Source organism: Flexithrix dorotheae DSM 6795 (assembly GCF_000379765.1).
Taxonomy (GTDB): domain Bacteria; phylum Bacteroidota; class Bacteroidia; order Cytophagales; family Flammeovirgaceae; genus Flexithrix; species Flexithrix dorotheae.
Genome location: NZ_KB903443.1, coordinates 319,524 through 335,799, shown reverse-complemented (window position 1 = coordinate 335,799; position 16,276 = coordinate 319,524). Strand labels below are relative to the sequence as shown.

Below are 16,276 nucleotides of genomic sequence, written 5' to 3'. Positions count from 1 at the left end.
ATGGATATTAACGGCAAAAAAAATAAGTTTAAACCACTTCAACGCCTAAATTGTAGAATTTGCAAAATAAAAGGATAAAAACTAAAATTTCATACCAAGGGAAAAACCAGTACGTAAGGTTACCCCATCAAAACCATAATGATAAAGTGGGTTATCCTGAACCCTGGGAGAATTTTGAGTATTTGTGATCTGGCTGTTTTTTAAGACCGGCCCAATGAAAAAATCGAATAAAAAACCACTTTTGAACGATTGTTTGTAGCCAATAAGGCCAATAATATCTAATCTGTTAATGGTCTCTTCCTGGTTTTCGGTAACCAATTCAAGATATTCAAGACCATCTCTCTCCACAGGAGTCCAGCCTCCGTCCAAATATTTCAGTTTTATATGATGGAAACCCAGACCAGCAGCCAAATAAGGACTTGCATTTTGATTAGGCACCATAAAAAACTTGTATAGAGATTCTATTCCCAAACCACTCACTTCATCATTTTGGTAGGAACTATTGACCTGAGAATTGTTTAAATTTCTTTGATCTGCATATCTATCGGTGGTGCCTTTATAGATATATGTACCCAACATCACTGCGTTTTTTTGTTCCCTGATCTCTTTTTCAACATCTATCCTAATGGCTTCAATAAGTAAATACTGTGGTACAAATGATATGGAATAATTTCTATCATTTTCCTGACATTGTCCTGAAGTTCCTGTAAAAAAAATGATCAGGGTGACACAGAAAAATACTAGTGGATAGAAGAAATTCATAGTGGTTTATTGATGGTTATTCAATTTTAATTGTAGATTCTTTCTATGGGAATGGTACTCATTAAGCTAATTTCACCATTCTTGTAAGTATATTGATAAAGGCCATCTTCTCCCGTAATTAGCAATCTGTCGGCCAAAGGAATGACATCATCCGCTTCTATATTAAAATGGTTAGTTTGTTTTAAATTCAAAACATCTGAAGCATTAAATATTTTTAATCCATCATCACAAACAAATAATGTAGTATCGTTTATTCCTAGTCCTTTTGGGGCAGTCATTCCATAAGAAGTAAGAAGGGTTGGATTATATAGATTCTGGATATCAATAATTTGTAATTCGTTAATATCTCTTCCACAAAATCCTGTTTGAGATCGCAAGGTTACATAGGCATATCGGTCATCCGCCACTACAGGGTCACAACTCACGGTATGCACATACATGGATAACATAATAGGATTAATAGGGTTCTTTACATCATAAATAAACATTCCGTTCTGTGAACCAATAAAAAGAAGGTTTCCCTTGGGGAAAATAGTTTCTACAATTGCAGAAAGCCCGATTTGCTTAAGCATCCTGGGGTTTTGCTCCTGAGAAATATCAAAAACAATGAGGGAATTGTGATCGACAGTGTAGAGTACATCACCCGAAACGGCAAACCTGGCAGTAGAACCTCCAACTCCTGTAGTGGAGGTTTCCGGGTTAAAGCTTTCACCATCAGAATATTCACAGCCTGCAAAAGCTAATAAAAGAAGAATGAAATAGGAAAGATTTTTCATGGGATGAGTTTTTAAAAGGGGTTGGGTCTAATCAAGTTTTTTCCAGCTCACTATAAAAGTTTCAGCAGGTCTTTTTTCCGGGGAAAAGGCGAGAGGCATTTCAACCATATCCGGGGGTAAGAGCTCTGGAAATACTCTTTTTTGTCGGCTTACTTCTGAGAAATCTGCTCCTGACAGATCAATTGCCACTAGGTCCACAGCATTATCAACATAAAGTGTGTTGTTTTTTATGGCCATATCCAGACATCCCGGAACTTTAATAAATTTTACATTTTTTGGCTCCTTAGGGTTTCTGTTGTCTATAATATGCACACCTTCATATTTTTCATTGAGAAAGATAAATCCATCTTTAAAGTAAATTTTCCCCGGCCTGTTAATCTCTATGGGAGCAATAACTTTAATGGATTTTTCCAATTGTGTCCGAGTCATCAGGACAGGTTCGTAAGCAGTCTTGCCATCATTGGTATTTTCAAATGGCGGTTGGTCTTCAATGGTGCAACTCCACAATAGAAATATGGCAATTACAAAGGGTAAAAATTTCATGGGTTATCAGTAGTTTGTTGAAGGTTTTAAGTAGTAATTCAAAATTAACGGTGTATTATTTTGCCATAAAAGACTGATAGAAAGATTACTATTTCTCGGAAATAATAGTACCCGGTGTGGAGTACTGGTGCTTAATTTGTATTTAATACAAACCACTTATGCTATTCCCTACTGAAAAAATGAAAATTTGAAATTTACTTTTGGAGAAAGTAAGGAAAGAGAAAAAAAAATTGGCTTAACATCTTGTAAATTTTAAATCCAATCTAGTTTACAGATGAAGCCAGCTAAAAAATGGTCTACGAAGCGCGTTTAAATGTAGGTAGTAAATTACAGTCGAGTTAGTCGTTTTTTATAGTTTTCAGTTAATTTATCTTCTATGATGTAGTCAGTAAGTAATGTTTGTTAAAATTTAATTCTGTGTATGATTGAAAAGTTAGTATTTACAGATAAACTTTTACTTTCTGGTTTTTCCTTTTTTCGTGAGTAATTTTGAAAGTGTTATCTTCCTCATACTTAATATTGACCGCACTTTTTGCGGAAGAAATAGTCAGGGAGTTTTCGTCCAGAATCTCAAATGAATACTCCGTGTTTCTTTTCAAAATGAAAAGTGGTTCTTCATTTCTTACATAGAAAATTTCTCCTCCAATAGTTTCAGTTGTGATGTCAAATCGCTCCATGAAAATGGTTGCGCCAAAATTTTCCCCAGCCTCATTTGGATCGGACGAAAGTAAAGTGTTTGGGTTTTTAGTTTCAGTTAAATTATCTTCTATTTGGGCTGCTGAATCCTGAATGTTGATAAAGATCAAAGCCAGGATGAATGTAATTACAGTTAAATTTTTCATCTTGTTATTTAAAGTTTCCATACACGAGTGATAGTTTGTTTGTTTGACTACGTTTTCCCTCATAGTTTCAATATACAAGCCAGAGTGAGTAAAGTTAGTTAATTGATTGTAAATCAGTATATTGTGTATTTTGGTTATATTGCGGATTGTCCCATATTGGGAATTGTCTCATATTTATTGGGAAAATCACTACTACACTTCATGTAAGGTTTTATGCGAAAAATTAACTTTTTTGTTATTTTCTAATGATTTGGCTTTTTCCTTTACATTAATTCCTAGACAAATAGAGGAAGAAAACTCCTGAGAAAGAGCGGGTGGCTTTACCCTTTCAGGATTCTGGTCTCTACAAAATTTCTTTGAACCAAAAGCAGGGTATTGAGGTTTAATGGCTAAACTTAAAACTATTTACTCAACCTAAAATCCCAACATCATTCCCGTGATTATTACTGAAACTACTCATCTGGCAGCTTCATATAGTGCCACCAGAAACAAAACTGTGGCTTTGTGTCAACCCTTAAAGGAGGAGGATACTGTGGTACAACCCATAGTTGATGTGAGCCCGCCCAAATGGCACCTGGGTCATTCCACCTGGTTTTTTGAAAATTTTATCCTTTCAAGATTTAAAAAAGGCTATAAGCACTTTAATAAAAGCTGGAATTATATTTTCAATAGTTATTATGAATCGCAGGGTGAACGGATTCTTAGAACTAACAGGGGAAACCTTACCAGACCATCATATTCCGAAATCATTGCATACAGAAAATATGTAGATAGTCAAATGCAGGAAATGATATCAGATGAAGCAATTGCCGATAAAATTAATGATTGGGTAATTCTTGGGCTCCAGCATGAAATGCAGCATCAGGAATTGCTGGTAACTGACATTAAATACATTTTGGGAAATAATCCGCTATTTCCCATTTATAAAGGTCAGGAGATAGAATTGGGTTTGGTACCAAATACCGAGGGAGCACATTTTTTGGAGATAGAGGAGGGGCTTTATGAAATCGGCTATAAGGGTGATGGCTTCCATTTTGACAATGAAACCGGTTTTCATAAAACTTTTCTGCATGCCTATAAAATTATGGACCGGTTAATTACCAATGTGGAATACCTGGAATTTATTGAGGCTGGTGGCTATGAAAAATATCAATTCTGGCTATCGGAAGGCTGGGAGTGGGTGAAAGAAAACAAAGTGAAGGCTCCACTTTACTGGTTTAAAGTAGATGGCTGCTGGCACAATTATACACTTGGTGGGTTTCAGAAAGTGGATTTATCTGCACCTGTTACCCATGTGAACTTTTTTGAGGCAGATGCATTTGCCAGATGGAAAGAAATGAGGTTGCCTACGGAATTTGAATGGGAAACAGCCTGTAAATTATTTTCTCCTGAAATACCACAGGATGCTAATTTGCTGGAAAGCGAAAAGTATACTCCGGTTCCCAGAACAAAAAATGACTTTCAGTTTTATGGAGAAGTGTGGGAATGGACGAATAGTTCCTATTTACCCTATCCGTATTATAAGCAGGATAAAGGAGCACTTGGGGAATACAATGGCAAGTTTATGATCAATCAGATGGTTTTGAAAGGAGGATCTTGTGCCACTCCATATACTCAAATAAGGGCCTCCTACAGGAATTTTTTCCAAACTGACAAACAATGGCAATTTTCGGGAATCCGACTGGCTGCTTATCAGTAAATTATTACGCTTAACAGTAATTCCCAATGTGATAAAAAAGCTTGCTCCGGCTAAATTTTCGGGACTCTGGGGCTCTTTTCTAAAGTCGGATTTACAGAAGGTTCCTGGCGAAAACTATTCAGATCCGAAGATTTGTTTTAGAAGAATTGGGAATTGTTGGATATAAAACTTATTTCTATATAACCAAATCAAAATCAGGATGTTAACCAAAGAAAAAATAGATAACACTTTTGCAAAGGATGTCCTTAAAGGATTATCAGCTCAACCAAAATTTTTGCAGTCGAAATATTTTTATGATCAAAAAGGTGATAAAATCTTTCAGGAAATCATGAATATGGAAGAATATTACCTTACCAATGCTGAATACGATATTTTCACCAATTATAAAGCAGATTTATTAAACCTGTTCAGTAAGGATGTAGAAAAATTCAGAATCATTGAATTTGGTGCTGGGGACGGACTCAAAACCAAAGTTTTACTCGAACATTTTCTCAATAAAAATGCGAACTTTGAATATGTACCCATTGACATTTCCGAAAATGTGTTGAAACACCTGGTTTCTGATCTGGAAAACCGTTTTCCTAAACTCAAAGTGCATAGTATCAGGAATGACTACTTTCATGCATTAGATCATCTTCATGATGATGACAGGGATGAAACAGTAAGGAACGTAATCTTCTTTCTGGGTTCCAATATTGGGAATTTCAAAAAAGAGGAGGCAGTAGATTTCTTAAAAGAAATCGGTTTAAGAATTGGGAAACAGGACTTTCTGTTTTTGGGAACTGACCTGAAAAAAGATCCAAAGATAATTCTGAATGCCTATAATGATGCCTCGGGTATAACCAAAAGGTTCAACCTGAATTTATTGGAAAGAATTAATCGGGAATTGGGAGCAAATTTCGATTTAAACAAATTTATGCATTATCCGGTGTACGATCCACAGACAGGAACCTGTAAAAGCTATTTGATTAGCCTTGAAGATCAGGTAGTAGAAATAGCGGATTTAAATGATAAAATTGAATTTGAAGCCTACGAAGCTATCCATACGGAAATTTCCCAAAAATATTCCGTTTCAGAATTAAAGGAAATTGCCCAAAAAGCAGGCTTCGGAATGACTCATCAGTTTTACGATGAAAGGAAATACTTCCTGGATTCGGTTTGGGAGTTGAGTTAAGTAGTAATTCAAAATTAATCGTGTGCTATTTTGCCATAAAAGACTGATAGAGAGATTATTATTTCTCGGAAATAATAGTACCCGGTATGGAGTACGCAGTATGGAGCACGGGTGCTTAATTTCTTGATTTGGCTTTCAAAAAAAGGGTAGAAAACAATCATTTATTTCTACCCTTTTTCAATGAAATTCAAAATAGAAGCCTACTGCTCATCGTAAGCCCACTCAATCCGGTCTTTCATGTCTTTTACACTAATGCCCATTACCTTCAGTTGCCCACGAATTAAGTCAACTTTATCGTAATCTTTTGCTTCTTTCGCTTCTTTATAGTCCTGTAGTACAATTTCTATGGCACTTTCCAGGTTTTGCGGTTTTTCCTCAATAAACCCAAGTACGTCTTCCACAAAACTTATATAAGTATTCACCATTTTATCGAAAACTTCTTTTTCCAAAGCGGGAATTTTGATTTGCCCCAGGTGAATGCCATTGATCTTTTTGAGCAGATTAAACAATCCTGCAATGGCTACAGCAGTATTCAGATCATCATTCATTCCCCGGTAAACCGAATCGATAATCGACAGAATTTGCTTATTCAGCTTTGCATCTTTTTCAATTGCACTATCTTCGGAATAACTTAAGCCTTTCACCAGCCTTAACCCATTAATCATTTTCCTATAACCCTTAGAAGCAGCTTTCAGGGCTTCATTGGAAATATCCATCGTGCTTCTGTAATGTGCTTGCATAAAGGCAAATCGCAAAGTCATGGGGCTATAAGCCTGATCCAACAAGGGGTTGTTCCCAGAAAAGAGTTCATTTGGCAGGATAGAATTATTGAGTGATTTACTCATCTTCTGTCCGTTAACTGTCAGCATATTGGCATGCATCCAGTAATTCACTGGCTCAACATCATTACAAGCAGTTCCCTGAGCAACTTCACACTCGTGATGAGGGAATTTCAGGTCCATTCCACCGCCATGAATATCAAAAGTTTTCCCCAGATATTTTTGGCCCATTACCGAGCATTCCAAATGCCAGCCGGGAAAACCATCACTCCAAGGAGAAGGCCAGCGCATAATATGACCTTTGGTTGCCTTTTTCCACAAAGCAAAATCTATATTTTCTCTTTTTTCATCCTGTCCATCCAATTCCCGCTGGCCGGACAATAGTTCATCAATATTTCTACCTGAAAGTTTACCATACTCATGGCTTTCACTATATTTCCGTACATCAAAATATACTGAGCCATTGGTTTCGTAGGCAAATCCTTTTTCAAGCAAATCTTCAATCATTTTGATTTGTTCAATCATATGACCGGTTGCAGAAGGCTCAATACTGGGTGCTTTATTGTTCAGAATGTTCATCACATCATGGAAATCGTTGGTGTACTTTTGTACCACTTCCATGGGTTCCAGATTATCAAGTTTGGCCTTTTTCCCAATTTTATCCTCCCCGTCATCAGCATCATCCACAAGGTGGCCCACATCGGTAATATTTCTCACATACCGGACTTTATAGCCCAGGTGAAGTAAATACCTATAGAGTATGTCAAAACCGGTAAAAGTTCTCACATTACCAAGATGAACATAATTATATACTGTAGGGCCACAAACATACATACCCACTAAAGGTGGATTGATGGGTTTGAAAACCTCTTTTTTTCGGGTTAAAGTATTATATATTTTGAATGGTGGTTGCATTTGGCAAATTTAATAAGCGCATGTTTAATTTTTATACAACAGGGCAAAAATAGGTGAAATGAATATTTTTTGCTTGGAGACTTATATATAGTATTTTAAAGGGATAAAGAAAACCTTCCCTTAATCCCATAGCCCTCAGGCTAACAAAATTTATCATCCTCGTTTGCAACGAGGATGGATGAACAAGGTGATTGTATCGCTAGTCTAGCGGAAAGTTACAAACTTTCCTTAATTTAATAGGCTTAAGTATCAAGCGAAGCGTTTACTTAAGCTAGGTACTAGGTGCTATTTGAATTTTCCCTAGCCCCCTCTAGCGTGGTTTGGCATTCTGATGATAAAAGGGTGGTGTTTCTTTTTTGTCTTCCCAATTATTAAAATAAATTCTTAAAGGGGAATATTCCCATGCTTTTTCTTTGGCAATTTATCCACCTTATTTTCCAGCATTTTAAAAGCCCGAATTAACTTTGTTCTGGTATTTTCTGGCTCAATGACTTCATCAATAAAACCCCTGTTGGCTGCCCGGTAAGGATTGGCAAAGGTTTCTGTATAATCATCCACTTTTTCCTGTAATTTAGACTCTGGATCATCGGAAGCTGCGATTTCCTTCCTGAAAATAATTTCCGCTGCACCTTTTGCACCCATTACCGCAATTTCTGCAGTAGGCCAGGCAAAGTTCATATCTGCCCCAATATGTTTGGAGTTCATCACATCATAAGCACCGCCATAGGCTTTTCTTGTAATCACCGTGACTCTGGGAACAGTAGCTTCACAAAAAGCATAGAGCAACTTGGCCCCATTGGAAATAATGCCATTCCATTCCTGATCAGTGCCGGGTAAAAATCCCGGAACATCTTCCAATACCAGAAGTGGCACATTAAAAGCATCACAAAAGCGAACAAATCTGGCGGCTTTATTACTGGAATTAATATCTAAAACTCCTGCGAGTACGGCAGGCTGATTCCCTACAATCCCTATACTACGACCACCAATTCTGGCAAATCCCACTATAATATTTTCTGCATAGTTTTTATGGACTTCAAAGAAATCTCCATCATCTACAATGCCTTCCACCACTTCCCGCATGTCATAAGGCTGATTCGGATTTTCGGGAATGATATCATTTAAAACTACCCTTTTTTCATCCCCACTTGATTGATATGGATAAACCGGAGCGTCCTCTTCACAATTTTGGGGGATAAAACTAAGTAATTTTTTGATGTTGTTAATGCATTCTACTTCATTGGCACAAGAGAATTGAGTTACTCCACTTTTGGTGCTGTGGGTACTTGCTCCTCCCAGTTCTTCTGAGGTTACTTCTTCATGTGTTACTGTTTTCACTACATTTGGGCCAGTCACAAACATATAGGAAGTATCTTCCACCATCATAATAAAATCGGTGATGGCTGGGGAATAAACTGCTCCACCAGCACATGGACCCATTACCGCAGATATTTGAGGTACTACACCTGAAGCCAGGGTATTTCGATAAAAAATATCGGCATAGCCGCCAAGAGAAACCACTCCTTCCTGGATTCTTGCTCCGCCTGAATCATTCAGTCCGATAACCGGAGCTCCATTTTTCATGGCCAAATCCATGATTTTGCAAATCTTCTCCGCATGCGATTCGGAAAGAGATCCTCCAAAAACTGTGAAATCCTGGGAAAAAACATAAACTAGTCGGCCATGGATATTGCCATATCCCGTGATTACACCATCTCCGAGATAAGTTTCATTCTCCAATCCAAAATCCCGACAACGGTGTTTTACGAATTTCCCAATTTCCTCAAAAGTGCCTTCATCTATTAATAAAGCAATTCTTTCCCTTGCCGTTAATTTTCCTTTTTTATGTTGAGAAGCAATCCGTTTTTCCCCTCCGCCCTGCTCGGCTTCTAAGTTTTTTTGTTTTAGTAATGCTGATTTTTCCTGTTTATTCATGGTGATATATTCTCTAAATCCAATAAGTGATTTAAAATTAAGACATTTTAGGGAGATTAAAGGAAAATAATTTTGATGGAGAAATGTTGGATTGATTTTTTACACAACAAAAAAAGCCACCTCAATCATGAAGTAGCTTTTATGGTAATTTGTCTGAAAACACTGGGAATGGTTATTTTAAGGTTTCCCATTCCCAATTAGTTAAAACCTAAAATTATATTTCACCAAAAAGTTTCTGCCCATCAGGTTGAAACCTCTTTTTTCGTAATAATTTTCATCTGTAATATTGTTCACCAACAGATCAACCATATGTTTTGGGGTTATTTTATATCGTGCCCTGAAGTCCATTACCAAGAATGGTGGGTATTCCATTTCTATGAACTCGCTGTAAGAACTCCAGTCTCTATCGAATCTGTTCCCCACATATCGGCCAGTTAAACCAATAGAGAATTTTTTAAGGTTGTCATATTCAATTCCGAAGTTGGAAGTAGCTTTGGCTACATTATGCATATTCACTTCCATTTCCCCCACTCCGTATAAATCGGCAATTTCCTTCGATTCCAAAATAAAGACCTGATTGGCAAATATTCTGAGGGAATAATTTCCGCCACTTTTTGCTCCAAAATCATAGGCCAGATTCAATTCAATTCCCTGAATGTTACTTTCTTCTGCATTAACATAGGAAGTAATAGAACCAATGGTATCACCTGAAGCAGTTAATTCCAAATCGGAGGGTTGGGAATAAACAGCAATCGCATTGTTTTTGAATTTGGTGTTGAAGTAGGAAACATCTCCACTAAACCCGGAGTTTTCAGCATCGTAAAAACCTATGCCCAAATCAATAGTATTGCTTTTCATACTTTCCAATGCAGGATTTCCCTTAGTGATATTGACCCAGCCCGGTTTAGACCAATCCGGAGCTTCAGAATATCCTGCCACATGGAATACAGAAGCCGGAGTGAAACCTTGTCCATAATTGGCTTTGGCTATTATTTTCGAAGTGATTTTATAGTTTAAGCCAACACTTGGGTTGAAAATATTATTCACTTCTTTTCTACTCCTGTTTTCAATTAAATCTGTTGCGTAAATATCATATCTTATAGACTCAAATCTTCCTCCTAAAACTGCGTTCAATTTGTTTTCAAGAAAGTTTAATTGTAACTGAACGTAAACTCCTGAAGTCTCTAAACCATAATTTGGTGACCATGGCGCTGATTCAGAACCATCCTGGTTATAATTCCTGCTGATGTATTCTGATTTATTGTAATCGTATCCTACTACAATGGAATGATTACCTAAATTGGTTTCATTTTTTGCCTGAAATCCATTCCAGGTAATTTCACTTTCATTGGATTTGTAAGGATCAATAAAGGTTACTTCCCCTGTAGTCCAATCCGTATTGTAAATGGTATAATTCGTATTATCCTCTTTTCCGTAATAACCTGTAAAACTCACTGTATTGTAATCATTTATTCTACCACTTACCTTGCCATCGAATGATTTTCTACCCACATCTTTCAGTGTTGGAGCATTGTTTCCACTGGCAATATCCCCCGGACCATTTACATCATTGGCAGTCAGCATATCTCCTTTAATATCTACCCTCCAATTTTCGTTGAGTTGATAACCCAGTCTTAAAGCTCCGGAAATTTTACTGAAGCTTGTTTTTTCCCTGGTAATACCATCTCCTCTGGTATCGTCAACAGTAGCGGTTGAATCATTTCCAGTGAAATTTTGAGTGGCTTTATCCCAGCCAAAAGCATCTCTGAACAGGTTATCATCACCAAGTTTAAAATCATCCTGTTGATTCCAATAATTTAGACTGGCATCAAAGTCCAGGTTTTTCGTGATATTTCCACCTACAAATCCGCCTGCATTCAGGGTGTTGAAACTACCATAACCGGCAAAAGCTCCTCCACCAATTTTCCCATCCGACTTTTTAGTAATGATATTTACCACACCACCCATTGCCTGCGCACCATAAACTGCTGATGCAGGGCCTTTTAGTACTTCCACTCTTTCCACATTGTTCATGTCCAAAAGTGATAAATTAGTAGCTGCTGCAGGCCTGCCGTCAATCAAAAGCAAGGTTTTTTGATTCAATCCACTAATTTGTGGCCTGAAACCTCTTATACCAATTCCTGATAACATTCCGGGGTACTGTACCACATCTATTCCTGCTGTTTTTTTGAGCAGATCCGTCATATCAGTGGCAATAGTTTTATCTATGGTTTGAGCTGAAATGATTTCAATTTTCTGTGGAACATCTTTCATGTCTCTTTCAGACCTGTTGGCAGTGACTACCACACCCTGCAGGTATTGCTCCACTAATTTCAGACTCACGGTATAATTTCCCCCGGGCTCTGCTGTAAGTTCATGGGTTTTAAATCCTACAAAACTAAACTGTAGTACATTGTTATTTTCTGGAAGTTCGATGTTAAATTTTCCATCCAGGTCGGTGGTAGTCCCTGTTTTTGTTCCTTTTATCAGCACATTCACCCCCACTATCGGCATATTGTCCTGGTCGGAAGTAACCTGGCCGCTTACTAGTTTCCCTTGTGTAAAACCGTTTGAACCGATAAGAGAAAAAAGCAACAATAAAATAAATGATGCTGGTTTGCTGAGTTGTAAAAAATAGATTTTCATTTTTATTCTGTTAAGTATAAGTAATGAATTCGGGACAGAGAACCCATCCCGTTTTGTTTGTCTTTAATTAGGTGTTTAAAAATTTGTTATTGATAATCAGTGTTTTCTGAGGAATTCCATCAGTTTCCCAATAGAATGGAATTCATGTGTTTTTTCTTTTGCTGTATACTGCCATATTGCTCTGTTTTTTGTGTCAAAAATTTCAATATTGGGATAATCTCCTTCTTTTTCGACTATACTGTAATTTTCCCTCTCCAATGCCTGTCGGGTCCAGTGTTCGTAGAGTGGATTGCCTTTTAAGGTTATTTTCTTTTCTCCAGGCTGATGAATCAGAAACCGACCAGTAATTTTATCGAAATCAAACCCATCTCTTTTAAAAGTATCCTCAAACACTCCACTGAGCACTAAATCTTCTGGCACCCCACAAGTGAGATCGAAACAAGGATGCATCAGCATAATTTTATCTGCTCCCTGAAGGGCAAGGTCCAGTTCATGGGTAGAAAGTAATATCGCTTTTCCTGTAGTTTTGGCAAGTTTTCTGAGCAATCTCACGATTTCCACCCTGTTGGGCAAATCCAGGTGGGCAGTAGGTTCGTCCAACAAGATGATCGGAGTGTCCTGTGCCAAAGCTCTGGCAATCATTACTTTTTGCCTTTCCCCATCACTTAGTTCGTGCACTTTTCGGTTGGCAAAATCTTCCATTCCGGTGGAATAAAGTGCCCACTGAACTTTTTGTTCATCAGTTGTAGTCAGGCCACCCATCCAGCCGGTATGCGGGTACCTGCCCATGGCCACAAGCGCATAAACCGAAAAATTGGTATTGGTAATTCTTTCTGTCAGTACAATGCTAAGTACTTTTGCCAAATCTCTGGATTTATACTGATTCAGGGATTTCCCTTCAATTTCAACCAGGCCTTTCAATGGTTTTTGAACGCCAGCCATGGTGCGCATCAGTGTAGATTTTCCCACACCATTTGGTCCGAGCAAACATACTAACTCCCCGGCTTTCAGGCTAAAATTAAGGTTTTTGGAAACTTCCTTAAGTTCTTTTCCCTTATAGCCAATGGCAAGGTCAGAAGTGGTCAATATGTCCTGATATTTTGTCAAATTTGTTTTTCTTAATAGCGAGTGACTCAAGTCACTCGCTATTGGTTGATAATTGATGCTTTATCGTTTATCCCGGTTTACAAAACCTGGCTTTTTCCCTATTGTCTAAATATTAGGTTGAAGTTTTCAACTTCAACCAGCTTTAGCTTGTTTTTTGCCACTAATGTTTGAAAGAAAGCCTTAAAATGTTCAATAATAAAAACACTGGTGTTTAAAAACTATTTCTTAAATTCCTACTCTTCAAAATCACCCAAATCACAACCGGAGAGCCAATTAGGGCTGTTATGGCATTAATGGGCAATGTCATATTACTTCCTGGCATTTGGGCAATAATGTCACAAATCAGTAAGACCACCGCTCCGGCAAGGCAGGTACAGGGAATTAAAAATTTATGATCTGATGTATTTAAAATAGCCCTTGCCAAATGGGGTACTGCAATTCCCACAAATCCGATCGGACCACAAAACCCGGTTACTGCTCCGGCAAGAATACTCGTTCCGGCAATAATGAAAATTCTTGTAAAATTGACATTCATTCCCATAGAGCTGGCATAATTTTCCCCAAGCAATAAGGCATTTAGTGGTTTGGAAACTAAAAAAGCCATGATCAACCCAATGAGAACCACAATGGCTAATACCAAAGCCTGGTTACTGGTCACCCCACCCAGGCTGCCAAAAGTCCACATGATATAGTCCCTGATCAGGTCTGGATTACTGAAATATTGCCAGATACTCACTATTGAAATGGTAATATTGGCCAGCATTAGCCCGACAATCAACAATACCACATTATCTTTCACCTTGAAGGAGATCCCCAAAATCAACAGCAAAATAGTTGCTGAACCCAAAATTGAAGCCCCAACAATTAGCCAGCTACCCGTAATTCCCATTTCCTTAATGGCATACAAGGTAGCTGCATTACCTGAGGTTAGCATTACAGCGGCAACCCCAAGACTTGCTCCTGAAGTAATCCCCAAAACCGAAGGTCCTGCCAATGGATTTCTAAATAGTGTTTGCATTTGCAGACCTCCCACAGAAAGGGCAGCTCCAGCCAAAATTGCGGTAATGGCTTTTGGTAGCCTGATTTTTAATACAATGCTTTCCCAGGCCTTGTTTTCTGAGCCTGTTCCCAGTAAAATATTGATGACTTCCGAAAAGGGAATCCTTACGGAACCTAATACCAAATCGATAACAAAAAAGAAAAGGACTGCCAGACCTATTCCCCCTAGCAGGGAAAAGCGGGGAACAAGTGAAGGCCAATTTCTTTTTTCCATTTTTTGGCGGCTTATTTCATCAATATGAAAGGGCTTTTGTGTCAATTGATTTTAATCAAATTTTTTAAAATAAAAAAGTTCGTGGTCAGGTAGTAGTTCTGGTTGAAATATCTTGATTAAATCCGCCAGGATAATATGAGGCTTTACAATTCCGGAAGCATAATAATCATTTCCCATAGCCCCCTTTTGTCTTTTATTATTATTGTAAATCTGTCCTGTTTTGAATGGTTTGAGATCGGCAAACCGGCTGTCTTTTGCCAGTAAATCCTCCTTGGATCTGGATACCCCGGGATTTATCCAGATATCTGCTTCTAATCCTTTGTTGTAAACCATTTCAAAATCCATAGGGATTCCCCCGGTGGAAGTATCCTCTTTCCAGAAATAGTTTGCTCCTGCTTCATTTAGGGCTTTGGCAACATAGCTGTTTCCGCCCGGCACATGCCATGTCCCTTTAAATGGAAGGCCGCTGATTGTGGTCAGTTTTTCAGAAGTATTTTTAGCCAGCTCTACCATTTCCTGGTAAGATTTTACAATATGGTCAAAATCCTTCTCGCCTTTTTCTTCCTGATCCAGTAAAACAGCCATAATTTTCAGCCATTCTGCTCTGGCGGTAAGTGTAGGCTCCTGCCATTCGGCATTGAGCAAAACCGGAATTCCAAATTCGGAAAGGGTTTGGTAAGTCTTGTTTTTCGATCCCGGAAAACCAATTACCATCACCACATCCGGGTTGAGTTCCACCACTTTTTCCACATTCAAACTTCCGCCTTCTCCTACCTCCAGAATCTCCCCACTAGCTACTCCGGCAAGAATTTTTTCATCCCAGGCGTAATCTTTAGTAGAGATGGCTGCCAGTGTATGATAAGCGTCAAACTGAGCAATTAGGCCAAAATGACTAGATGATAGTGCAATAAGCTTTTTTATTGGTGTATTGATTACAGGAAGGTTTTCCTTTCCTGAAGGAACGGGTAAATCTTTTGGTTTTAGTAAATAAGTGATCGTATCACTTTCTTCTTCATAGTGTTGAAATATGTGTAAAAGTTTGTAATTGCCATGGTAAGTAACTCCAAAGCCAATCGCTTCTTTAATTTCTGTTTTTTGGGTATATAAATCTTCAGTGGTATTATTTACTGCATTTCCGTTAATATTTTCCGAAGTATTTTTGCAACTGGAAAATGAGAAAATTAAAAGTAAAATGAATACTCTTCCAACACATCCATTTAAATGGGTGTGAACCGGCCTAAGCCTGATAACAATTTTATAGATCTCTTTCATAAACAATTATGCTTTTCTCCCGAAAGCATGATTAAATTAGCGTACAATGGTAGGTCTTCTGGCTTCTCTGATTTCAGGACTGTCTTCCCGTTCGGTTTTCTGAACAGTGACCAGGGCAATGCCTGAAATTTTTTTTGGTGATAACATCTCACCAAACAGAGTTACAGCAGCGGGGACTGCACCGGATTTTCACCGGTTTCCCTTGTTATAGCTTTTCCGGGTAGTCATGCTGGAAAAGCAACCACAATACGATGCAAATGTAGGTATAAAATTGGGGGGAGCAAACTAAAAAAAATCTTTTTTAGAAAGAGACTGAAAAAAAACAATTCCAATGATTTTTGTCATTTCCAGGTGTTGATAGTAGTTTTTTTATTTTGAAAACCTTGACTTAGATAGTATCTTATTCTAACTTTCGGGCAGTGATTTGTACTATTCTTTTTTATAAAGTTGAAATATCCCCATATTTTGGGATGAAATAAAAAGATGTAAGAACGACATTTACTTCATGGTTTGGATATAAGATTTTGTTTAAACTTTCCCTTTTTCCACTGTA

The 16,276-nt window shown here is 37.9% G+C and carries 12 protein-coding genes and 1 riboswitch; of the genes, 2 read left to right on the top strand and 10 right to left on the bottom strand.

Annotated elements, in window-relative coordinates; genetic code table 11:
* Positions 1-81: 81 nt before the first annotated feature.
* The 4 genes from A3EM_RS0116965 to A3EM_RS0116950 form a co-directional block, all read right to left on the bottom strand.
* Positions 82-762: a hypothetical protein gene (locus tag A3EM_RS0116965; protein ID WP_020529428.1), complete on the bottom strand. Its 681-nt coding sequence runs from the start codon at positions 760-762 to the stop codon at positions 82-84.
* A 26-nt stretch (positions 763-788) separates the two neighbouring features.
* Positions 789-1,538, bottom strand: coding sequence for an LVIVD repeat-containing protein (locus A3EM_RS45915; RefSeq protein ID WP_020529427.1), 750 nt, complete (start codon positions 1,536-1,538; stop codon positions 789-791).
* A gap of 27 nt (positions 1,539-1,565) precedes the next feature.
* Positions 1,566-2,081 (bottom strand): LVIVD repeat-containing protein, encoded by a 516-nt coding sequence (locus A3EM_RS45910; protein ID WP_020529426.1) that lies wholly within the window; start codon positions 2,079-2,081, stop codon positions 1,566-1,568.
* 440 nt (positions 2,082-2,521) lie between these two features.
* Positions 2,522-2,923, bottom strand: a complete 402-nt coding sequence (locus tag A3EM_RS0116950) for a hypothetical protein (protein ID WP_020529425.1) — start codon at positions 2,921-2,923, stop codon at positions 2,522-2,524.
* Positions 2,924-3,359: 436 nt separating this feature from the next.
* On the opposite strand from A3EM_RS0116950, the gene egtB reads away from it, so the two are divergent.
* Both egtB and egtD read left to right on the top strand, forming a co-directional pair.
* A complete protein-coding gene (gene egtB, locus A3EM_RS0116945) occupies positions 3,360-4,622 on the top strand; it encodes an ergothioneine biosynthesis protein EgtB (RefSeq protein ID WP_020529424.1) in 1,263 nt (420 codons plus the stop codon).
* A gap of 199 nt (positions 4,623-4,821) precedes the next feature.
* Entirely contained in the window at positions 4,822-5,796 is a 975-nt protein-coding gene (egtD, locus tag A3EM_RS0116940; RefSeq protein WP_020529423.1) for an L-histidine N(alpha)-methyltransferase, read from the top strand.
* 200 nt (positions 5,797-5,996) lie between these two features.
* Here the strand turns inward: egtD and cysS are convergent, their stop codons facing one another.
* The 6 genes from cysS to A3EM_RS0116905 all read right to left on the bottom strand — a co-directional run bounded on the left by cysS (position 5,997) and on the right by A3EM_RS0116905 (position 15,723).
* On the bottom strand, positions 5,997-7,490 hold the full coding sequence (cysS, locus tag A3EM_RS0116935; protein WP_020529422.1) for a cysteine--tRNA ligase: 1,494 nt from the start codon (positions 7,488-7,490) through the stop codon (positions 5,997-5,999).
* A 384-nt stretch (positions 7,491-7,874) separates the two neighbouring features.
* Complete coding sequence (locus A3EM_RS0116930) at positions 7,875-9,425, bottom strand: acyl-CoA carboxylase subunit beta (RefSeq protein ID WP_020529421.1); 1,551 nt, start codon at positions 9,423-9,425, stop codon at positions 7,875-7,877.
* A gap of 201 nt (positions 9,426-9,626) precedes the next feature.
* Complete coding sequence (locus A3EM_RS42700; protein ID WP_020529419.1) at positions 9,627-12,071, bottom strand: TonB-dependent receptor; 2,445 nt, start codon at positions 12,069-12,071, stop codon at positions 9,627-9,629.
* A 96-nt stretch (positions 12,072-12,167) separates the two neighbouring features.
* A complete protein-coding gene (locus A3EM_RS42695) occupies positions 12,168-13,178 on the bottom strand; it encodes an ABC transporter ATP-binding protein (RefSeq protein WP_157637930.1) in 1,011 nt (336 codons plus the stop codon).
* 211 nt (positions 13,179-13,389) lie between these two features.
* Complete coding sequence (locus tag A3EM_RS0116910; RefSeq protein WP_044238822.1) at positions 13,390-14,451, bottom strand: FecCD family ABC transporter permease; 1,062 nt, start codon at positions 14,449-14,451, stop codon at positions 13,390-13,392.
* A 51-nt stretch (positions 14,452-14,502) separates the two neighbouring features.
* On the bottom strand, positions 14,503-15,723 hold the full coding sequence (locus tag A3EM_RS0116905; RefSeq protein WP_020529416.1) for an ABC transporter substrate-binding protein: 1,221 nt from the start codon (positions 15,721-15,723) through the stop codon (positions 14,503-14,505).
* 31 nt (positions 15,724-15,754) lie between these two features.
* Positions 15,755-15,984, bottom strand: a riboswitch (cobalamin riboswitch).
* Positions 15,985-16,276 lie beyond the last annotated feature (292 nt).

Coding starts and splice junctions, on each gene's coding strand:
- A3EM_RS0116930 (WP_020529421.1), bottom strand. CDS start 9,425: ATGAATAAACAGGAAAAATCAGCATTACTAAAACAAAAAAACTTAGAA.
- A3EM_RS0116910 (WP_044238822.1), bottom strand. CDS start 14,451: ATGGAAAAAAGAAATTGGCCTTCACTTGTTCCCCGCTTTTCCCTGCTA.
- cysS (WP_020529422.1), bottom strand. CDS start 7,490: ATGCAACCACCATTCAAAATATATAATACTTTAACCCGAAAAAAAGAG.
- A3EM_RS45910 (WP_020529426.1), bottom strand. CDS start 2,081: ATGAAATTTTTACCCTTTGTAATTGCCATATTTCTATTGTGGAGTTGC.
- A3EM_RS0116965 (WP_020529428.1), bottom strand. CDS start 762: ATGAATTTCTTCTATCCACTAGTATTTTTCTGTGTCACCCTGATCATT.
- A3EM_RS0116950 (WP_020529425.1), bottom strand. CDS start 2,923: ATGAAAAATTTAACTGTAATTACATTCATCCTGGCTTTGATCTTTATC.
- A3EM_RS42700 (WP_020529419.1), bottom strand. CDS start 12,071: ATGAAAATCTATTTTTTACAACTCAGCAAACCAGCATCATTTATTTTA.
- A3EM_RS0116905 (WP_020529416.1), bottom strand. CDS start 15,723: ATGAAAGAGATCTATAAAATTGTTATCAGGCTTAGGCCGGTTCACACC.
- A3EM_RS45915 (WP_020529427.1), bottom strand. CDS start 1,538: ATGAAAAATCTTTCCTATTTCATTCTTCTTTTATTAGCTTTTGCAGGC.
- egtD (WP_020529423.1), top strand. CDS start 4,822: ATGTTAACCAAAGAAAAAATAGATAACACTTTTGCAAAGGATGTCCTT.